This is a genomic window from Hydrophilobacter chitinilyticus, from assembly GCF_049860745.1.
Classification (GTDB): Bacteria; Pseudomonadota; Gammaproteobacteria; order Burkholderiales; family Burkholderiaceae_C; genus Rhodoferax_B.
In genome coordinates this window covers 3,181,216-3,200,385 of the sequence record NZ_CP187561.1, presented here as the reverse complement: position 1 = coordinate 3,200,385, position 19,170 = coordinate 3,181,216, and the positions used below count along the sequence as shown (strand labels likewise).

Here is a 19,170-nt window from a genome sequence, read left to right as displayed (position 1 = left end):
GCTGCGTCTGGCATTGCGTTGGGTGCCGTTAAGGCGCGGTGTCGACAAACACAAGCTCTGCGTCCGATGTCGCCGTGACGCGGAAGGTGTCGACATCGGCAATCGCTGCACCATCACGGGCCGCGAGCCGCACACCGTCGATCTCCACATCCCCGCTGGCCGTCACCAGATAACCCAGGCGGTCTTTGCCGAGGTGGTATTCCGCCGATTCACCGGCCTTCAGCGTGGCGCCCAATACCCGGGCGTTGGTGCGGATGGGCAGGGCGTCGGTGTCACCGGGCAGGCCGCTGGCCAAGGCGACGAACTGGCCCGAGCGGTCGCCCTTGGGGAAAGGCTTGGCGCCCCACGATGGGGGCTGGCCACGGCCGTCTGGAATGATCCAGATCTGGAAGATCTTCGTCGTGCCGCGCTCCTGGTTGTATTCGGAGTGGCGGATGCCGCTGCCGGCACTCATCACTTGCACATCGCCGGCTTCGGTGCGGCCGCTGTTGCCCAGGTTGTCCTGGTGGGTGATGGCGCCTTCACGCACATAGGTGATGATTTCCATGTCGGCGTGGGCATGCGGAGGGAAGCCGGTGCCGGGGGCGATGGTGTCGTCGTTCCACACCCGCAGCGCACCCCAGCCCATGCGGGCCGGGTCGCGGTAGTCGGCAAACGAGAAATGGTGTTTGGCGTCCAGCCAGCCGTGGTTGTCACCGCCGAGTTGGTCGAAAGGTCTGCGTTCAATCATGCTGTTGCTCCTGCGGTTGGCACCGTGTTTGTGTTGCGATGGGTGAACTTTAGGTTGTGGCGATTGATAAGAGAATAGAAAATATCGAAATCCATCCATTCCAAAATAGTCATGAAGAAACTGCCTGATCTGGAAGCCTGGGCGATCTTTGCCAAGGTGGCCGAGACCGGTTCGTTTGCCAAAGCAGCGGCCGACCTGGCGATCTCCCAGCCGACCATCTCCAAAGCCATCACCCGGCTGGAAGGGCGGCTGCGCACCACGCTGTTCCACCGCACCTCGCGCAAGATGTCGTTGACGGCCAGCGGCCAGGCCTCGCTCGAACGCGCCACGCGCATCCTGGCCGAAGGCGAGGCGGTCGAGGCCGAGTTGACCGAGCACTCCAAGAGCCTGCGCGGCACCATCCGCATCGCTGCACCGATGTCGTTTGGCGTGTCGCACCTTGGGCCGGCTTTGCCCGCGTTCATGCAACTGCATCCCGAGGTCACGCTTGATCTGCACTTCAGCGACGAGCAGACCGATGTGGTGGCGCAGGGCTTTGATCTGGCGCTGCGCATCTCGGCGCTGCCGGACTCCAGCCTGCTTGCGCGGCGCTTGTGCACGGTGCGCATCCTGCTGGTGGGGGCTCCGGCATACTTCGCGCAGTACGGACATCCCACACATCCGCGTGAGCTGGAGTCGCACCGCGCGCTGCGCTACGTACACACGCGGGTAGGGGAGTCGTGGCGCTTTCGGCACAAGCGCAAAGGCGAGTTCTCGCAGGTGGTGCCGTCGGTGCTGCGCGTCAACAACGCCGAGGCCCTGGTACCGGCCTTGCGAGCCGGTTTAGGCTTGGCCATGCAGCCCGAGTTTTTGGCGTGGGACGACCTTCGCGCCGGCAAGATCCAGTCAACGCTGGACGATTGGTCGGTGCCGCCGATTGCACTGCACATCGTTACCCCGCCGGGACGCGCACGGCCGGCGCGGGTGCAGGCGCTGATCGAGTATTTAGCGCAGCATTTTGCCGAGGCGCCTTGGGCGGTGGGGTAGGCCAAATGGCATTGGGCATGTCTATCGTCAGCTGCGTACGCCGCGTTGCAATCAAACCTTGCCGTGAAGGTGTGATCGACTTGTCGTGCTTATGAAATCTGTCGGGTCGGCCGGAACAGAATCTCGTTCACGTCCATCTCGTCTGGCTGGCTGATGGCGAACGCCACCACACGCGCAAATGAATCAGCGGAGATGGCGTTTGCCTCATAAAACGCCTGCATGCCCTGGGCCACATCGGGCTCGGTTGCACTGCCGGGAAGCTCGGTGGCCACAGCCCCTGGGGAGATGACGGTGGTGCGGATGTTGTAGGCCTTGACTTCTTGCCGCAAGCCTTCGGACAGCGCACGCACCGCATGTTTGGTTGCGGCGTAGACGGCGCCCATTGGGCTCACCTTGTGCCCCGCCACAGACGATACGTTGATGAAGTGACCGGCCTTCTGGGTCTGCTATGTGCGGCAGTGCGGCCGCAATACCGTAGAGCACGCCTTTCAGATTGACGTCCACCATCTGTTCCCAATCATCGACCTTCAGCCGCTCCAGCGGCGAATGCGGCATGATGCCTGCATTGTTCAGCATGACGTCCACACGGCCATAAGCCTGAACGGCCTGTTCAACCAAGGCTTTGACTTGGTCGCGCTTGGTCACGTCGGTTGCCACAGCCAGCGCCTTGCCACCTTGGCTTGTCAGCTCGGCCACCAAGGCCTGCAGGCGTTCAACGCGTCTGGCCCCCAGCACGACATGTGCACCTAAAGAACTGAGATGGCGCGCCGTGGCTTCTCCCAAGCCACTGCTGGCGCCCGTGATGACGACGACTTTGCCGTTGATGTTGTTGTTTGTCATGACGACTTTCCTTTTTTCTTAGTGCGACGGCCCCAAGGGCCTTGGCCCCTTCAAACTACTTTTTGAAAACCTCTTTGGCTACGAGGCTGGCCGTTACCGCATTCGGCCAACCCGCGTAAAACGCAAGGTGGGTGATGGCCTCCGTCAACTCGGCTTCTGTCAGTCCATTGGCCTTCGCGCGGATCAGGTGGGAGCGCAGTTGATCCGGGCGATACAGCGCGACAAGAGCGCTCACGGTGATCAGGCTGCGGTCTCGCTGCGACAGCCCAGGGCGCGCCCACACGTCGTCGTACAGCACCTTGTCAGTCAGCTCGGCAAACTTTGGGTTGGTGTCGCCAAACATGCGTTGCGCAGGGGTTTGCTCCGTGCTGGCAGCGGCTGCAGGGGCGGATGCCGTTTGCGCACAGGCCACTGTAGGGGCCGCTGCGGCCGCAAGAATGGACAGAGACGATGTGGCGAGCCAGCCGGCGATGGATTTTTTCAGCATGTTGTTCCTTTGGGTTCAGCGAGATTGATGAGATTGGTGAGATTAGCGTTGTGGGTTGTATTGACTGTCAGAGACCTGTTCGAGCCACTCCACGGTTTTATCGTTGAGCCGCTCGGTGATGGCGACATGGCTCATGGCCACCGTGGAGGACGCGCCGTGCCAATGCTTTTCACCGGGCGGAATCCAGACGATGTCACCCGAGCGGATTTCCTGCACCTGCCCACCCCAACGTTGCACCAGGCCGACACCGCTGGTGACGATGAGTGTTTGACCTAGCGGGTGCGTATGCCAGGCAGTGCGGGCGCCGGCCTCAAACGTCACGATGCCCCCGCTGATGCGCGCTGGCTCCTCCGCACGGAATGGGGAGTCCACCCGTACGGCTCCGGTGAAGTTGCTTTGCGGACCTTTGACCGATGGTTGTGAGCCGTTGCGTGTGATCTTCAGCTCCGGTTCAGCCTGGGCCAGCGCTGAAGCGGCCATCGACACATAGAGCGCGGTCATCGCCATGGTTTTCATACGTTTCCTCATGGTGGGTTGCAGCGGTCGAGAGGTATTGGGTTCGGTCAGTGGCATGGGTTCAGGCGGCCATGGATGGCATATGGTTGAGCATCTTGTCGAGGGTGATCGGGTAGTCGTGCACGCGCACACCTGTGGCGTGGTAGATGGCATTGGCCACTGCAGCGCCCACGCCGCAGAGCCCGAGTTCACCAACACCTTTGGCCTTCATGGGCGACGAATAAGCATCCGCTTCGTCCAGGAAGATCACCTCCTGATGGGGAATGTCTGCGTGAACCGGCACTTCGTAACCCGCCAGATCGTGGTTGACGAAAAAGCCGAGTCGCTTGTCCACGGCCAGCTCTTCCATCAACGCTGCGCCCACGCCCATAGTCATGCCGCCAATCACTTGGCTGCGCGCAGACTTCGGGTTCAAGATACGCCCCGCTGCACACACCGCCAACATGCGCCGTACCCGGACTTCGGCGGTATAGGCATCCACAGCCACTTCCACAAAATGGGCGCCAAAGGTGGACTGTTGGTATTGCTTGCTCAGGTCGCCGAATTCGATGGCGTCTTCAGCGACCAAGCCCGCGTCTCCGGCCACCGAGGCGAGTGTCTTGCTGCGGTTCCCCGCCCGCACCGTGCCATCCACAAAGGTGGCCTGGGCCGGCTCAAAACCTGCGCGTGTGGCAATGGCTTCACGCAGCTTGATGCATGCCGCGTACACCCCGGACGTCGAACTGTTGGCGCCCCACTGTGCGCCAGACCCTGCAGAAACCGGGAACGAAGAATCGCCCAGCCGAACCACCACGCGCTGGAGTGGCACGCCCATCATTTCGGCTGCGGTTTGCGCAATGATGGTGTAGCTGCCGGTGCCGATGTCCGTCATATCGGTCTCTACCGTCACGATGCCACGGCCATCAAGCCGCACCCTTGCGGCCGATTTCAGGGCAATGTTATTGCGAAAGCCTATCGCCATGCCAGAGCCGATCCACCAGCGCCCCTCACGGGTTTGGGCGGGTTTTCTGTTCCGCTCTTTCCATGCGAACTGGTTGGCCCCAATGCGCATGCATTCGACCAGGCGACGTTCCGAGAAACGCCGCGCAGGATTTGCCGGGTCCACCTGCGTATCGTTGAGCACGCGGAAGTCGATCGGGTCCATGCCCAACTTTTCAGCCATCTCGTCGATGGCGACTTCGAGTGCCATCAGCCCCGGCGCCTCGCCGGGCGCACGCATGGCATTGCCCTCAGGCAGGTCGAGGAGGGTGAGGCGGGTGCCCGTCAGCCGATGCTCACCCGCGTAGACCAGTTGGGTTTGCGCGACGGCGTTTTCTGGCTTTCCACCTGCCAGGTTGCCAGACCAGCTTTCATGGCCGATGGCCGTCAGCTTTCCTGCACGCGTGGCACCAAGCCGAATGCGCTGGATGGTCGCCGGACGGTGGGTGGTGTTGTTGGCAATCAATGGCCGCTGCAGCGTCACCTTCACGGGCCTGCCACTGATGCGTGCGCCTAGGGCGGCCAGCACGGCATCGGTGCGAAGGAAAAGTTTCACGCCGAAGCCGCCGCCAATGTAGGGCGACATGAGATGGATCTTGTCCTTGGCAATCCCCAAGGTGGCCGCGAGATCGGTGACCGCCCAGTCGACCACTTGTGTGGAGGTCCACAGGGTGAGTTTGTCTCCGCGCCATAGCGCCGTCGTCGCGTGTGGCTCCATCATGGCGTGCGAGTGGTCCGGCGTGCTGTACGTCTGGTCAAGCTGAACTTCTGCACGGGCGAAGGCTCCGCCGAAGTCGCCCACCTTGCTGTCCCGGTCAATGCTCTTGCGCTCGGTGGAGGCCTTTGCCGCTGTCAGATCGAACTCGCCTTCTGTTCGGCTGTATTCGACATGCAGCAACTGCGAGGCTGCACGCGCCTGCTCAAAAGTTTCTGCCACCACGAGGGCGATGGCTTGGTGGTAATGGTCCACCACAGGTCCGCTCAACAGCTTCGCGGTGTTGAATTGGCCTTTGCCCAACGGGCCTGCGTTTTCTGCCGTGACGATGGCGATCAGGCCCGGGGCCAGCTTGGCGCGGCTCTGGTCAATCGAGACGATGCGGCCTTTGGCAATGCCTGCGCCAAGGATGTAGCCGTAGGCCGCATCAGGCGCCACATCGTGTCGTTCGTAGGCGTAACGTACGCTGCCGGTGGTCTTGAGACGGCCCTCGATGCGGTCGACGGGTTGGCCGACCACCTTGAGTTGGTCGATCGGGTTCACGGTGGCGGGTGTATCGAATTTCATCGGTCAGTTCCTCGCTTCTGTCAACACCGCATCAAGCGTGCGTTCAACCAGGGTCAATTTGAAGGCGTTGTGCTCGGTGGGTTTTGCACCCGCGAGCAGGATGGCCGTGGTGGCTGCGGCGCCGCGTGGCAGTTGGGCTTCTGCCGCTTCAACGCGCCATGGCTTGGCCGCCACGCCACCCAGTGCGACCCGACCGCTGCCATCGGGCTGGACGATGGCAGCGACCGAGATGAGCGCGAAGGCATACGAGGCGCGGTCGCGAACCTTGTGATAAACATGCTTGCCGCCCAGCGGCTTGGGGAGCAGCACCGAGGTGATCAACTCGCCTGGCTGCATAGCGGTCTCGATCGCCGGGGTGCTGCCGGGCAGCTTGTGAAAGTCCGCAATCGGGATCGTGCGGCGTGTGCCATCGGGCTGGATGGTTTCGACGGTGGCGTCGAGCGCCCGCAAGGCCACGGCCATGTCGCTGGGGTGGGTGGCGATGCAGGCCTCGCTGGAGCCAAGCACGGCATGCTGCCGGTTCACTCCACCGATCGCAGCGCAGCCGCTGCCGGCTTGCCGTTTGTTGCAGGCTTGGTTGGTGTCGTAGAAATAGGCGCAACGCGTGCGCTGCAATAGATTGCCTGCGGTGGTCGCTTTGTTGCGCAATTGGCCGGATGCGCCGGCCAACAAGGCGCGAGATAAAACGCCATAGTCTCGGCGCACTTTGGCATTGGCGGCCAGGTCGGTATTGCGCACCAAGGCGCCAATACGCAGGCCACCCTCTGGCGTGTTTTCGATTTTGTCGAAGCCCAGCCCGTTGACGTCAATCAAATGGCCTGGGGTTTCCACTTCCACCTTCATCAAGTCGAGCAGGTTGGTGCCGCCGGCAATGAAGCGCGATGCGGGTGTGCGCAGTGCGGCCGCGATCGCCTGTGCAGGAGACGTCGCGCGTTCGTAGGTGAAGGACCTCATGACTTCACCCCCGCTATTCCCGCCACTTCCGAGATCGCCTCGGCGATGTTGCTGTAGGCGCCACAGCGGCAGATATTGCCACTCATGCGTTCACGGAACTCGATCGTGCTGAGTTGCGGCTTCGCATTCAGGTCGGCCGAGACATGGCTAGGAACGCCTTGCGCCATTTCCTTCAGCATGCCGACCGCTGAACAGATCTGCCCGGGGGTGCAGTAGCCGCACTGGTAGCCATCATGCTTGACGAAGGCCGCCTGCATGGGGTGCATGTGGGTGGGCGAGCCCAAGCCTTCAATGGTTTGTACTTTTGCGCCTTGGTGCATGACGGCCAGGGTCAAACACGAGTTGATACGGCGGCCTTCGACGAGCACCGTGCAAGCACCACACTGCCCATGATCACAGCCTTTCTTGGTACCGGTGAGCTGCAGGTGTTCGCGCAGCGTGTCCAGCAACGTGGTGCGTGTGTCGAGCACCAGGTGGTACGTTTTCCCGTTGACGTTAAGTTCAACGGGCATCGACGTAGAAAGGCCAGCGGCGGGGGCAGCAGGGGCGGCTGCGGCGATGGCTGGCACGGATGCCGAGGCGGCGCCGGCTTTCAAGACTCCGCGTCTGGAAATGGCGAACTCATCGTGGGTGTTCATATCGGTGTAGTTCCTCGGTCGGATTTCTGGTGAGGCATGGGTCAGCGCCATGCGCGGCGACTTGGCAGGCTCTAAGCCACAGCCTCCAGCGACTTTAGGTCTGTGGGGAGCCACTGCATAGTCCTCACAAGCTTGAAGGTTTGACAAGCTTCTGTTGATAATCGGGACAGAAGGACACCCCATGCCAATCAATGAATTGCGTTCCATTGCCACGTTCGTGAAGACGGCCGAACTTGGCAGCCTGCGCCAGGCCGCGACGGCGCAGGGCATGACGCCACAAGCGGCCAGCCAGGCCCTGGCGCTGCTGGAAAAACACCTGAACCTGCGCTTGTTCCACCGCACGACACGCAATATGTCGTTGACAGACGAAGGCCGGGCATTTCTGGAAGCGGCCGCACCGTCTCTGCTCGGCCTGCAACGTGCACTGCACATGGCACGCCAAGCCAAGGATGAAATCGCCGGTCCGTTGCGCATCGTTGGACCGCATTCCACTTTTGCGCCGGTGCTCTGGCCGGTGCTGGACGAGTTCTGTACGCTATACCCCCAGGTGCAGCCCGATGTGCAACTGGATGACCGCATTTCCAACTGGGTGGAAGACCGTGTGGACGTTGGTTTTCGCGTCGGCCCGGCGCCTGCCGAGGGGGTGATTGCGCGCAAGTTATTCCCTCTGCAACTCATCATCTGCGCCGCGCCAGCGTATCTTCAGCGGCACGGCGCACCCAATCGACTATCGGACCTGATCAACCACCGTTGCAGCGTCTTTCGGCTGTCCAGCACCGGCAAAATTCTGCCCTGGTTGGTCAAGGTCGACGGGGATGTGATCGAGCAGCAGGTGAACCCTGCGCTCTGCCTCAACGCCGAAGAACTAGAGACCGAGGCGGTGCTGGCCGGCCATGTTCTGGGCTTGCTGACCGGCGTCGCGGCGGCTGCGCACATCCGTGCAGGGCGGCTGGTGCCTTTGCTGTCAACGCATATGGCCGACCAGTCCAGCGCATTCCTGTATTACGGCAGTCGTACCTCTCAACTGAGCCGCGTGCGTGCCTTCATCGATCTGGCGGTCAAACGCTTGAGCAACAACAAAGCGTATGTGATGACCGCCGATGAGTTGCGGGCGGCAGAAGAGAAGGGAAGGGCGTCTTGCGTTGTGCCGTGACATGAATCGCCCCTGGGGCGATTCATGCGGTTGCTGGTGATGGTGGCGCACAGACACCCGGCCGCACGCTAAGTCAACATAGGCGTTTCTTGCTGAGGCGTACTACGCGCCTTCCAGGCATCGGACAGGCGCTGGAACCAAAGGTAGATCACCGGCGTGGTGTACAGGGTGAGTATTTGCGACACCGCCAAGCCGCCCACAATGGCGATGCCGAGCGGTTGGCGCATTTCAGAGCCCGCACCGTGGCCAAACGCCAGGGGCAGCGCACCAAACAAAGCCGCAAGCGTGGTCATCAAGATCGGCCTGAAGCGAAGAATGGATGCGCGGCGCACGGCTTCGTAGGGTGTGAGTCCCTGCGTACGCTGCGCTTCGAGCGCGAAGTCGACAATCATGATGGCGTTCTTTTTGACAATGCCAATCAACAGGATGATGCCGATCATCCCCAAAATACCAAGATCCAAGCCGCTAAGTTTGAGCGCGAGCAACGCGCCCAGTGCGGCCGAGGGCAGGGTTGAAATAATGGTCAGCGGGTGAATCGGGCTCTCGTACAACACACCGAGCACCACGTAAACCGTCAGCACGGCCGCCAGGATCAGCCAGGGTTGTGTGCGAAGGGAATCCTGAAATGCCTGGGCCGTTCCCTGGAAGGTGCCGGTGACGGTGTCGGGCATGCCAATGGCTGCGGACGCGTCCTGGATGGCCTTCACCGCATCGCCCAAGGCCGCGCCTGGCGCCAGGTTGAACGACAGCGTGATTGAAGGGAAAAGGCCTTGGTGGTTGATCATCACTGGCGCCACGCCCTGTTGCAGCGAAGCGACCACGCTCAAAGGAATCAAGTCTGTGCCGGTGGAAGAGTGCACATACAAATGCTTCAGCGTTTCTGGGGACAACTGCCAACGCGGGTCCACCTCCAGGATCACACTGTATTGGTCCAGTTGGGTGAACAGCGTGGCAACCTGCCGTTGACCAAACGCGTCATACAAGGCGTCGTCAATCGATTGGATGGACACCCCCAGTTGCGAGGCGGTGTCGCGGTCGATTTTCAGCGTGGTCTCCGAGGCGGACGGTTGCCGATCCGAACTCAAATCCACCAACTGCGGCAGCTTCTTCATCTGGCCTTGCAGCACAGAACTCCAGTGGTCGAGTTCTGCCACGTCTCCGGCCTGCAAGGTGTATTGGTACATGGCTTTGCTGGAGCGCCCGCCAATCTGAATGTCTTGGATCATCTGCATCGACGTTTTGACGGCCGGCACCAGTTGTGCGCGCGTTTTCAGCCGTGCCATGATTTGCGAGGCCGTGGCGCTGCGTTGGTCAAATGGCTTCAGGGCCACCATCATCTTGCCCTGGCTGATTGTGGGGTTGGGGCCAATCCACCAATAGACGGTTTGAACATCGGGGTCGGACTGCATCACCTCGCTGACCTGCGAGATGCGTTGGCGCATGGCATCGAAAGAGATGTCGGGTGCGCCTTCCACCGTCGCGCTCAGCAAGCCCGTGTCTTGCACCGGAAAGAAACCTTTCGGCATCCACACATACAGTACGGCGGTCACGGCCATGGTGGCCAAGGCCAGCACCAAGACCGACCGTTGGTAGCGCAAGGCGACATCCAGCCCTCGGGCATAGCCGCGCTCCAGCCATTCAAATGCGCGGCCCGCCAAGATGCTCAGGCGCCCGTTTGAGGCATGGCCGTTGCCTGGCAGCCTAGCGCTGAGCATGGGCGCCAGTGTCAGCGACACAATGCCGGAGATCACAATGGCCAAGCTCAGCGTGACGGCAAATTCGCGGAACAGACGCCCGACCATGCCGCCCATCAGCAGCAGCGGAATGAACACGGCGATCAGCGACAAGGTCATCGACACAATGGTGAAGCCCACTTCGCGTGTGCCGTCCAGGGCCGCCTGGAGGGCCGACTTGCCTTGCTCCCGGTGGCGGGCGATGTTCTCCAGCACCACGATCGCGTCGTCCACCACGAACCCCACCGCAATGCTCAAGCCCATGATGGACAGGTTGTCGAGCGTGTAACCCAAGAGGTACATTGCCGCAAAGGTGCCCAGCAACGCCAGCGGAATGGTGATGCTGGCGATCACCGTGCTGGTCAGATTGCGCAAGAACGTCAAAATCACCATGACCACCAGCGCGATCGACAGCAGCAGCGTGAACTTCACATCCGCCACCGCAGCGGTAATGGTCTGTGTGCGTTCGCCCACCACCTGCAAGGAAACATCGCGCGGCATGGTGGCGGTGAGCTGCGGCAACTGCTGGCGAATGGTCTGCGCGGTGTCGACGATGTTGAATCCAGGCTGGGGGTGGATGTCCACAATCACCGTGGGCTGCCCCTTGATGCCGGCGGCTTGGCGCACGTCTTCTGCGGCGTTCACCACCGTGCCGAGGTCACCGATGCGAATGGGCGCGCCGTTTTTGTACGCAACGACCACCTTCTCGAATTCATCCGCCCGAGACAGTTGATCAGTCGTGTTGAGCGAGATGCTTTTGTCAGGGCCGTTCAGGCTGCCTTTGGGGGCACTTACCGTGCTCAAGCCGACGATGGAGCGCACGTCCGCCAGGGTCAAGCCACGCGCGGCAAGCGCATCTGGATCGACCCGAATGCGCACGGCCGGCCGTTGTTGGCCGTGGTAGTCGACCAAGCCCACGCCCGGCACCATCGACAGCTTCTGCGCCAGAAAGTTGTCCGCATAGCGGTTCAATTCGGTGAGTGTGCGGGTCGAAGACGTCAGGGCGAGTGACATCACCGTTGCCTGCGCCGGATTCACTTTGTTGTAGCTTGGCGGAGACGTCATCGTCTTCGGTAACGACTTGGTGGCACGGGCGATGGCCGACTGCACGTCTTGGGCCGCGCCATCAATGTTGCGGTTCAAGTCGAACTGCAGCGAGATTTGCGTCTTGCCCAGAGAGCTTGACGACGTCATGGCCGTCACCTGCGGCACCTGTGAGAGCGCCCGCTCCAGCGGCGTCGCAACCGAGGTGGCCATGGTGTCGGCACTGGCGCCTGGTAGCGTTGCCGAGATGGAGATCGACGGAAAATCGACCTGTGGCAGTGAAGAAATTTGCAGATTGAAATACGCCAGCAGTCCCACCAGCAACACCGTTGCGGCGAGCAAAGCGGTCGCGACGGGGCGGCGGATGAACGGCGCGGAAATACCACTCATGGCTGACTCCCAGCGGTAGCGGTGGTGGTGGCGCCCGCTGTTGGTGTAGCCGTTCCAGATACCGGCACGCCGGGCGCGATGCGGTATTGGCCCTGTGTGACCACCGCTTCACCAGGCTGCAGCCCCTTACGCACGCCCTGCATGCCGCCTGTAGAAGCACCGGCGATGATCGGCCGGGCTTGGGCCATGTGCTTGTCGTCCACCACGTAGACGAAGGAACCGTTTGGCCCCTGCTGCACGGCTTCCTGGGGGACCACAATGGCTTGCGGCTGGGTGGCCAGGAGCATCCGCACGGCGACCAGTTGGCCCGGCCACAGCGCGCGCGTCGCATTGTCGAAACGCGCCTTGAGTTGAATCTGGCCCGCCGACGAGGTGACCTGGCTGTCGACAAACTCCAGCTCGCCTTCCGCCAAGGTTTTGGATCGGTCACGCAACATGGCTTGAACCTTGAGGGTTTTCGCATGCGACTGCTCAAGAATCTGCGGCAATTCGTCCTGAGGAACCGCAAACGAAACCCAGATCGGGTTCATTTGCGTCACGGTGGCGATGCCGACCGCATCTGTAGTGTGTACCGTGGAACCTGCGGGCACCAGCCGTTGGCCCACACGGCCATCGATGGGCGAAACAATGCGTGTAAAGCTCAACTGCAACTGCGCGTTTTCCAGCGCGGCTTGCGCCGCCTGGACGACTGCCGCTTGTGTGGCGACCGTTGCACGCAAGGTATCCACGGTCTGACTCGGCCCGGCGCCTGCGGCCGCCAGGTCGACCGCACGTTGCAAGTCGACGCGGTTGTTGACCAGCTTGGCTTGCTCTTGCGCCAGCACCGCCTTGCTTTGGTTGACTTGTGCTTGCAGCGGTCGAGGGTCTACCTGGGCCAACAGCTCGCCGCGTTTGACGGATTGCCCCTCTTTGAAGGCCACCGTCTCGAGCTGGCCGTCGACACGCGAGCGAATGCTGACCGCGTTAAACGAGGTCACGGTGCCGATCGCATCCACCCAAATGGGCAGGTCTCGGCGTGTAACAGTCGTCATGGCAACCGGCACGGCCTCCGCCAGTGCCTTGCCGGAGTTTCCGGCAGGAGCCGTCGCGGGCGCGGAGGCCGACGCATAGAAAACCGTCGCGCCAATGGCCATGACGGCTACCGCAGCGGCCACCGCACGGTAGCGACGTGACAAGGGGCGTGATAAGGGGCGGGGAGTTTGAATGGGATGCATGAGACGCCTTATTTCAAAGTCAGGGTACGGGGTGGAGCGCGGCCATGGGCAGCGCATTGGCGTGCGCCGTGTCAGCGTTTGCGACTTCCGCTGGGGAAGTTGTCGAAGGATCGGCGACAGCCGTCGCGCCAGCTTTTCCGCCGTACGCGCGGAGCAGGTTGACGGTGGCTTGCAGGCGTTGCATGCGCGCCTGCAGCAGGGTGTCTTGAGCCTGGTAAAAATTGCGCTCGTTGACGATGATGGTCAACATGTCATAGGCGCCATGGTCGTAGCGAATGCGCGAGAGCCGAAGCGCTTCGCCGGCCGAGTGCACGGCGGCCTGGTCAAGAACTTCCGCTTCCTTCAAACGTTGCACGGCCACCAGTTGCGCCTCTGCCTCTTGCAACACCTGCAAGATGGTCTGGCGGTAGGTGGCCACCAGTTCTTCCGCATGCGCGCGGTCGACGTGCAGTTGCCCCTGCAAAGCCCCAGCATCAAACAATGGCTGCAGCAGGGAGCCGCCCACGCTCCACAGCGCTTGCGCCGGATTGAACAGCGTTCCCAACTCCGCGGTGAGCGAGACTTTGGGGAGGAACGCGGCGCGTGCCACACCGACGTCAAAGTTGGCCGCTTTCAAGTGCGCCTCGGCCGCCAGCACTTCTGGCCGCGATGCCACGACGGTGGAGGGCGCAATGGCCTGCACCTGCGGGACGGTCATCTCCAGAAAGGACTCTGGGGCCACCCTGAATGCCTGCGGCAACGTATTGACCAGGACAGCCAACTGCCCGCGTAGCGTGTCGCGCTGCTGGATCAACAGCGGGGTTGCCGCCAGAAAGGTCTGCAAGTTGTTGCGTTGCTGCTCGACGTCCAGCGCCGAGGCGGCGCCAAACTTGCTTTGCGTCTCGACCAACTGGAGTTGGTGGCTGGCGTCGTCGGCAATACGATGGGAGAGTTGAATGCGCTCGTCGAGCGCGAGCAACTGGAAATAGCTGAGGGCAATGTTGGCCGCCAAGGTTTGCCGCGCGGTTTCCAGATCGAATGCACTGGCCTGGGCGGTGGCGATGGCCGAATCCGCTTTCGCTGCGTTCTGTCCCCAGATGTCGAGGTCCAGGCTGCCCGTCAATGACGCGGTTTGTTTGGGGCTGCTGGCACTACTGCCACGGGAACCGCTCAGGCCGGCACTGAGGGTTGGATACCGGCCCGCTCCGGCGATCTGCGCCAAGCCGCGCGCCTGCTCCAGCCGTGCCAGTGCGATCTTGATGGTGAGCCCGTCATCCAGTCCGCGTGAGACCAAGTCGTTGAGCTGCGGGCTGCCAAACTGGGTCCACCAGTTGTCTTGTTCGCGGGTAGGTGATACGTCTTTCGCCGCCGTCCAATGCATCGGCAAGGGCACATTCGGCTTTTGGAATGGGGTGACCGTGGAGCACCCCGCTAGCACCATCGCCCCCAGCAGCCCCACCACGGCCATGCGGTGGGCACGGCGGGAACGGTTGTTCGTTATCAAGGTCATTCCTCTCGATTTACCAAGGCTGCGTAGCACTACGCCAGCAGCAGATAAACGAACGATAGGTGGCCGGGCGTAACGCCGGTCTTCCTTGAAAATGACTTTTTATTTATGTGGGAGCAGGTGACAGAACCTGACACGCGTGGCCCAATTCAGGCCTAATTCGGTGTCTGTCCGGGGGCTGTCAGCCCCATTCGATAACCCACGCTTCGAACCGATTCAATCAGCGCATGTGTATGTCCACCATCTACCTTCTTGCGCAGGCGATGCATGTGCCTGTCGATCAAGTGGTCCGGAGGCTCAAAGTCGTAGTCCCAGGCACTTTCGAGCAACATCGACCGCGTGACCGTTTGCCCCGCATGCCGCATCAGCCGCTCGAGCAACAAGAACTCGCTGCCGCTGAGCTCCAGCCGCAGTCCCGCGCGCGTGGCGGTTCTGGTCACAAGATCCAACTCAAGGTCTGCGACCGCAAGGCGCAGGTTCTGCGCCTGCGGCACGGCACGCGCGAGCAGGCGGTCCAGGCGGGCCTGGATTTCGACAAAAGCGTAGGGCTTGGCCAGGTAGTCGTCGCATCCGGCTTGCAGTCCTTCCACACGGTGCTGCACCGAACCCAAGGCACTCAACATGAGCACCGGGATCTGGAGCTTCTCAGCTCGGAGGGTTCGCACAACGGCCAGTCCGTCCAGCGTGGGCAACATGCGATCCAGAATCATTGCGTCGTAGATGCCTTCGCGCAACATGGCCAAGCCGGTGGCGCCGTCGAAGGCGTGGTCTGCTATGCGCCCGCTTTCGCGCAGGGCACGAATCAGGTAGGCCGCGACTTTGCGGTCGTCCTCGATCAGCAGAATGCGCATGGCAATACAAGCACGGCAGTGCAATTAGTTGGCGCTGAAACGGCGCAAGGCGTTCGCCAATGACACGGGTTCTTTTGGTGGAAGACGACCCCGGCACGGCTGCAGCCATCACGGTGGCGCTGCGCGACGCGGGGCACGCCTGCGAACACGCGGCTGACGGCAAGGCGGGGCTGGTACGTGCCATCGCCGGTGAGTTCGACGTCATTCTTTTGGACAGAATGATGCCGGGCCTGGACGGCCTGGGTGTATTGGCTGCGCTGCGAGCGGCTGACGTGCAAACGCCGGTGCTGATCCTGAGTGCGTTGTCTGCGCTGGACGAGCGGGTGCGCGGTTTGCGCGCAGGGGGTGACGACTACCTGAGCAAACCCTTCGAGAGCATTGAGCTTGTCGCACGGATTGAGGCTTTGAGTCGGCGCCCGCAGGTGGCTTCTGCCACGGTAAGGGAAACCGAGTTGCAGGTGGGCGACCTGCGTATCGATCTGCTGACCCGGGTGGTCTACCGAGGTGAACGTCTGATCGATCTGGTGCCGCGCGAGCATGATTTGCTGGTGTACCTCATGCGGCACGCCGGGCAGGTGGTCACGCGCACCATGCTTTTTGAAGCGGTCTGGAATTACCGCTACGAGGAGCGCACAAACGTGATTGAAGTCCATATCGGCCGGCTGCGGCGAAAGGTTGACGCTGAAGGTGAGCCGCAGATGATCCAGACAGTACGCGGTGCGGGTTATGTCATTCAAGCACATCTTTGACATTCTGCGGACCAGCCATTTTCGCATGGCGACCTACTTTCTGGTGGTGTTCACACTCGCCAGCGCAGCGCTTTTGGGCTACGTTTATTGGAAGACTTCGATCTACCTTTCGCGCGAGGTGGATAGCGCACTGCATGAAAACATAGAGCGCTGGTCTCGGCTGCCACAAGAGGTGCTGGAGCGTGAAGTGGCCAGCAGAACAAAGCGCGATGCTTCCCGGCGCCAACCAGCCGCACTGATCGGCGCCAACGGTCAACGCGTTGCGGGAGCGTTCGAGCTTGAAACGCCGATTCCCCTATACGACAAACCGTTTGACACCAGGTTGCGCAATGCAGAGGGCGAACATTTGCCGGTGCGCGCGCTGTCGACGGTGTTGAGCTCTGGCTTGATTCTGGTGATCGGCCAAGACGTTCATGAACTCGATGAGTTTGATGAACGCATCCGCACGGCCATGATTGGCGGCATATTCATCGTCATCGGCGCGGGTTTGGTGGGCGCCATTGCCCTGGGGCATGGCGCCAAGCGTCGGCTTGATGCAATGAAGGGCTCGCTGCAGAGCATTGTGGATGGCCACCTGAGCGCGCGGCTGCCCACGCGCAATTCGCAGGATGACCTGGACCGGATTGCCGCGCTGGTGAACGCCATGCTGGACGATATCGAGAGGCTCATGGGCGAAGTCAAAGGTGTGACCGATGACGTCGCCCACGACCTGCGCACGCCCTTGACCCGGATCTTGGCGGGGCTTGACCGCGCACAAAGCCAAGAGTTGACGCGAGAGGAACTCACGGCCTTGGTGGACGATACGGCGGAAGATGCGCGCTTGATGCTGCGCATGTTCAAAGGCCTGCTGCGCATCTCCGAAATTGAAAACAGCGCACGCCGAGAGAACTTTTCGGCCATCGACATGGTCCGTATTGCAAGAGACGCGACCGAATTGTTCGAGCCCTCGGCCCAGGAGCATGGCGTCTCGGTGGCGTTTCTGAGCACGGCGGAAGCCGTGATGCTTTCAGGCGACCCCGATCTGCTGTTCGACGCCCTCACGAATTTGATCGACAACGCCATTAAATTCACGCCACCCGGAGGTCATGTTTCAGTGGAGGTTCGGCTGCAGGCACGCGAACTGCAAGTCGTGGTGACAGACAACGGCCCGGGTATTCCTGAAGCAGAACGCACCGCCGTGCTGCGCCGTTTCTACCGCTCAGAACGCAGCCGGCACGAGCCTGGTCATGGTCTGGGTCTCAGCTTGGTCGCTGCCGTTGCAAGGTTGCACGGCATGAGCTTGACCATTGGTGATGCGTTACCCGGTTGCAAGATCACGCTCTCGACATCAGTAGAAAACGTTTGACGCTCTACGGCTTCTGGCCTGCAAGCGCTGGTCCATGCCCCAGCAGAAAGCAAGCCTCGGACTAATCGGTTGCGGTCCCATCAAGGCGCTGTAGTGCAGTCCACCCCTCAGTGGTGATGGCCAACACTTTCGCAAATGCTTGTTGCGATGAAGGCGCCGGCAAAAGCACGGTCACATGTCCGGCCGCACGTAGAACACGCAGCTTATCGATGGTGGCCGTGTCCTCGACAGTCAGTGGCAATGGCTTCTTTGCGATCTCTTGCAGCAACTCAACAGGCATGGCTGTTCCTTGTTCTAGCGCGATGTCAGGCGGTCCAGCCGCAACCGTTGCCGCTCATCTGACACCGAATTGGCAGCCAAATAGACCGCGCCTGCCGCCGCCATCGCACCCGCGCCGGTCAGCAGGAACAGCAGCAGGATCTGGTACTTCACCGACTCCAGCGGGTCCATGCCGGCCAGCAACTGGCCGGTCATGATGCCCGGCAAGGTGATGATGCCGGCGGCGGACATCTGGTTGATCAGCGGGATCAGGCCACGCCGAATCGAGTTGCGCGTCAACGCGGCAAAGGCTTCGCGGATGGTGGCGCCCAAGGCCAAGCGTGCCTCGATGGCTGCGCGGTTTGCGGCCAGGCCGCCATAAAAAGAATCAAGCGCCAGACTGGCGGAGTTCAGCACCGTGCCCAGCACAATGCCCATCAAGGGAATGGCATAACGCGGGTCGTACCAGGGCGAGGGCTGGATGGCGGTGAACAGCGCCAAACACACCGTGGCAATGCTTGAAGCCCCGACCACAGCGGCACCGATGCGGTAGTTGGCCCAGCCGCGCAAACGCTGGGCGGGCCGCACCGCCACTTCGCGTGCGGCGGCGCCAATCATCAACAGCACGATCAACGAGGTGGCCGGCGCCGAGCCCGCACGGAAGACGATGCGCAGCACCAGCCCGACCAGCAGCAACTGCACCACCATGCGCGCCGCCGCCCACAGCAACTGCCGGTGCACCTGCAGGTTCAAGGCAAACGACGTGGCCGCACTCACCACCACCAACACCGCAGCCAGCGCCAGATCGGTAAAGCCCAGATGGATGACGTTCATGGCTGCGCCTCTTCGGCCAAGGGGGCAGGGCGCAACTGGTGGTTGCGCACCTCCAGCACGCGGTGTCCTAGCCGCTGAGCCTGTTCACGCGAGTGGGTGACCCAGATGACGGCGAGCCCCTCGCTGCGCATGCGGGCGCTGACCAAGGCTTCGGCGGCCAAGGCCGAGGCAGCGTCCAGCGACGCGGTGGGTTCGTCCAGCAACAACACACGCGGCTGCCGCGACAGGGAACGTACCAAGGCCATGCGTTGGCGCTCGCCGGTGGAAAGGCGCGTGATATCGGCCTGCAGCAAGGCTGAGGCCAGCCCCAACGGTGCGAGCCATGGGGCCAGCGCTTCGGGTGTAGCACCGTGCATGTGTTCGATGGCCGTGGCGGCCCACCATGCGGGCTCGGCCGCTTGGTAGACCACCTGCTGCCGCCACGCGGGCGCTGGCCAGGTCGAGCGCAAGCGGCCGTCGAGTGCCACCTCTCCCTCGTGGGGGTCGAGGTCGGCGATGAGGCGCAAAAAGACGCTTTTGCCGCTGCCCGAGGCTCCCACCAGCGCAACACATTCACCCGCTTGCAGCGCCAGGTTGTAGGGGCCGCCATGGGGTGAATGCAGTGCCATGGCTTGCAGCCGGGGCGGTGGTTGATGGGTTTCGCTGAAGGGGGTTATCTGCAC

General features: G+C 62.0%; 17 protein-coding genes and 1 pseudogene. 4 read left to right on the top strand and 14 right to left on the bottom strand.

The window, feature by feature from the left end; genetic code table 11:
* Window positions 1-28: 28 nt before the first annotated feature.
* A complete protein-coding gene (locus tag ACPWMG_RS14165; RefSeq protein ID WP_483300134.1) occupies window positions 29-730 on the bottom strand; it encodes a pirin family protein in 702 nt (233 codons plus the stop codon).
* Window positions 731-841: 111 nt separating this feature from the next.
* Here ACPWMG_RS14165 and ACPWMG_RS14160 point away from each other — a divergent pair, with 111 nt between their 5' ends.
* On the top strand, window positions 842-1,756 hold the full coding sequence (locus ACPWMG_RS14160; RefSeq protein ID WP_483300133.1) for a LysR family transcriptional regulator: 915 nt from the start codon (window positions 842-844) through the stop codon (window positions 1,754-1,756).
* An 89-nt stretch (window positions 1,757-1,845) separates the two neighbouring features.
* Here ACPWMG_RS14160 and ACPWMG_RS14155 read toward each other — a convergent pair.
* From ACPWMG_RS14155 to paoA, 6 genes and pseudogenes are all read right to left on the bottom strand, one after another.
* A pseudogene (locus ACPWMG_RS14155) lies at window positions 1,846-2,596 on the bottom strand (SDR family oxidoreductase).
* A gap of 55 nt (window positions 2,597-2,651) precedes the next feature.
* Window positions 2,652-3,083, bottom strand: coding sequence for a carboxymuconolactone decarboxylase family protein (locus ACPWMG_RS14150; protein ID WP_483300132.1), 432 nt, complete (start codon window positions 3,081-3,083; stop codon window positions 2,652-2,654).
* Window positions 3,084-3,125: 42 nt separating this feature from the next.
* On the bottom strand, window positions 3,126-3,599 hold the full coding sequence (locus ACPWMG_RS14145) for a (R)-mandelonitrile lyase (RefSeq protein WP_483300131.1): 474 nt from the start codon (window positions 3,597-3,599) through the stop codon (window positions 3,126-3,128).
* A gap of 61 nt (window positions 3,600-3,660) precedes the next feature.
* Window positions 3,661-5,859, bottom strand: a complete 2,199-nt coding sequence (gene paoC / locus ACPWMG_RS14140; RefSeq protein WP_483300130.1) for an aldehyde oxidoreductase molybdenum-binding subunit PaoC — start codon at window positions 5,857-5,859, stop codon at window positions 3,661-3,663.
* 3 nt (window positions 5,860-5,862) lie between these two features.
* Window positions 5,863-6,813: an FAD binding domain-containing protein gene (locus ACPWMG_RS14135; protein WP_483300129.1), complete on the bottom strand. Its 951-nt coding sequence runs from the start codon at window positions 6,811-6,813 to the stop codon at window positions 5,863-5,865.
* Window positions 6,810-7,451 carry an aldehyde dehydrogenase iron-sulfur subunit PaoA gene (paoA, locus tag ACPWMG_RS14130; protein ID WP_483300128.1) on the bottom strand — a complete coding sequence of 214 codons (642 nt, stop codon included), beginning with the start codon at window positions 7,449-7,451 and terminating at the stop codon, window positions 6,810-6,812. Before paoA ends, ACPWMG_RS14135 begins: the two co-directional genes overlap by 4 nt.
* Window positions 7,452-7,632: 181 nt before the next feature.
* On the opposite strand from paoA, the gene ACPWMG_RS14125 reads away from it, so the two are divergent.
* Entirely contained in the window at window positions 7,633-8,604 is a 972-nt protein-coding gene (locus tag ACPWMG_RS14125; RefSeq protein WP_483300127.1) for a LysR family transcriptional regulator, read from the top strand.
* Window positions 8,605-8,672: 68 nt separating this feature from the next.
* Here ACPWMG_RS14125 and ACPWMG_RS14120 read toward each other — a convergent pair whose 3' ends face one another.
* The 4 genes from ACPWMG_RS14120 to ACPWMG_RS14105 all read right to left on the bottom strand — a co-directional run bounded on the left by ACPWMG_RS14120 (window position 8,673) and on the right by ACPWMG_RS14105 (window position 15,322).
* A complete protein-coding gene (locus tag ACPWMG_RS14120) occupies window positions 8,673-11,771 on the bottom strand; it encodes an efflux RND transporter permease subunit (protein ID WP_483300126.1) in 3,099 nt (1,032 codons plus the stop codon).
* A complete protein-coding gene (locus tag ACPWMG_RS14115) occupies window positions 11,768-12,946 on the bottom strand; it encodes an efflux RND transporter periplasmic adaptor subunit (RefSeq protein ID WP_483300125.1) in 1,179 nt (392 codons plus the stop codon). The genes ACPWMG_RS14120 and ACPWMG_RS14115 overlap by 4 nt, the downstream gene beginning before the upstream one ends.
* A gap of 58 nt (window positions 12,947-13,004) precedes the next feature.
* A complete protein-coding gene (locus tag ACPWMG_RS14110) occupies window positions 13,005-14,468 on the bottom strand; it encodes an efflux transporter outer membrane subunit (RefSeq protein WP_483300124.1) in 1,464 nt (487 codons plus the stop codon).
* Between the two features lie 158 nt (window positions 14,469-14,626).
* Entirely contained in the window at window positions 14,627-15,322 is a 696-nt protein-coding gene (locus ACPWMG_RS14105) for a response regulator (RefSeq protein WP_483300123.1), read from the bottom strand.
* A 59-nt stretch (window positions 15,323-15,381) separates the two neighbouring features.
* Between ACPWMG_RS14105 and ACPWMG_RS14100 the strand changes: the two genes are divergently transcribed.
* Both ACPWMG_RS14100 and ACPWMG_RS14095 read left to right on the top strand, forming a co-directional pair.
* Window positions 15,382-16,071, top strand: a complete 690-nt coding sequence (locus ACPWMG_RS14100; RefSeq protein ID WP_483300122.1) for a response regulator transcription factor — start codon at window positions 15,382-15,384, stop codon at window positions 16,069-16,071.
* 25 nt (window positions 16,072-16,096) lie between these two features.
* Window positions 16,097-17,416, top strand: a complete 1,320-nt coding sequence (locus ACPWMG_RS14095) for a sensor histidine kinase (RefSeq protein WP_483300121.1) — start codon at window positions 16,097-16,099, stop codon at window positions 17,414-17,416.
* A gap of 61 nt (window positions 17,417-17,477) precedes the next feature.
* On the opposite strand, the gene ACPWMG_RS14090 is transcribed toward ACPWMG_RS14095, so the two are convergent.
* The 3 genes from ACPWMG_RS14090 to ACPWMG_RS14080 are packed head-to-tail and all read right to left on the bottom strand — an operon-like array spanning window position 17,478 to window position 19,170.
* On the bottom strand, window positions 17,478-17,696 hold the full coding sequence (locus ACPWMG_RS14090; protein ID WP_483300120.1) for a hypothetical protein: 219 nt from the start codon (window positions 17,694-17,696) through the stop codon (window positions 17,478-17,480).
* A 14-nt stretch (window positions 17,697-17,710) separates the two neighbouring features.
* Window positions 17,711-18,508, bottom strand: coding sequence for an ABC transporter permease (locus tag ACPWMG_RS14085; RefSeq protein WP_483300119.1), 798 nt, complete (start codon window positions 18,506-18,508; stop codon window positions 17,711-17,713).
* Entirely contained in the window at window positions 18,505-19,170 is a 666-nt protein-coding gene (locus tag ACPWMG_RS14080) for an ABC transporter ATP-binding protein (protein WP_483300118.1), read from the bottom strand. Before ACPWMG_RS14080 ends, ACPWMG_RS14085 begins: the two co-directional genes overlap by 4 nt.

Excerpts from the sequence above, each read along its gene's own strand:
- ACPWMG_RS14085 (WP_483300119.1), bottom strand. The coding sequence starts at position 18,508 with ATGAACGTCATCCATCTGGGCTTTACCGATCTGGCGCTGGCTGCGGTG.
- ACPWMG_RS14095 (WP_483300121.1), top strand. The coding sequence starts at position 16,097 with ATGGCGACCTACTTTCTGGTGGTGTTCACACTCGCCAGCGCAGCGCTT.
- ACPWMG_RS14125 (WP_483300127.1), top strand. The coding sequence starts at position 7,633 with ATGCCAATCAATGAATTGCGTTCCATTGCCACGTTCGTGAAGACGGCC.
- ACPWMG_RS14135 (WP_483300129.1), bottom strand. The coding sequence starts at position 6,813 with ATGAGGTCCTTCACCTACGAACGCGCGACGTCTCCTGCACAGGCGATC.
- paoC (WP_483300130.1), bottom strand. The coding sequence starts at position 5,859 with ATGAAATTCGATACACCCGCCACCGTGAACCCGATCGACCAACTCAAG.
- ACPWMG_RS14145 (WP_483300131.1), bottom strand. The coding sequence starts at position 3,599 with ATGAAAACCATGGCGATGACCGCGCTCTATGTGTCGATGGCCGCTTCA.
- ACPWMG_RS14160 (WP_483300133.1), top strand. The coding sequence starts at position 842 with ATGAAGAAACTGCCTGATCTGGAAGCCTGGGCGATCTTTGCCAAGGTG.
- ACPWMG_RS14100 (WP_483300122.1), top strand. The coding sequence starts at position 15,382 with ATGACACGGGTTCTTTTGGTGGAAGACGACCCCGGCACGGCTGCAGCC.
- ACPWMG_RS14090 (WP_483300120.1), bottom strand. The coding sequence starts at position 17,696 with ATGCCTGTTGAGTTGCTGCAAGAGATCGCAAAGAAGCCATTGCCACTG.
- ACPWMG_RS14150 (WP_483300132.1), bottom strand. The coding sequence starts at position 3,083 with ATGCTGAAAAAATCCATCGCCGGCTGGCTCGCCACATCGTCTCTGTCC.
- ACPWMG_RS14120 (WP_483300126.1), bottom strand. The coding sequence starts at position 11,771 with ATGAGTGGTATTTCCGCGCCGTTCATCCGCCGCCCCGTCGCGACCGCT.
- paoA (WP_483300128.1), bottom strand. The coding sequence starts at position 7,451 with ATGAACACCCACGATGAGTTCGCCATTTCCAGACGCGGAGTCTTGAAA.
- ACPWMG_RS14165 (WP_483300134.1), bottom strand. The coding sequence starts at position 730 with ATGATTGAACGCAGACCTTTCGACCAACTCGGCGGTGACAACCACGGC.
- ACPWMG_RS14105 (WP_483300123.1), bottom strand. The coding sequence starts at position 15,322 with ATGCGCATTCTGCTGATCGAGGACGACCGCAAAGTCGCGGCCTACCTG.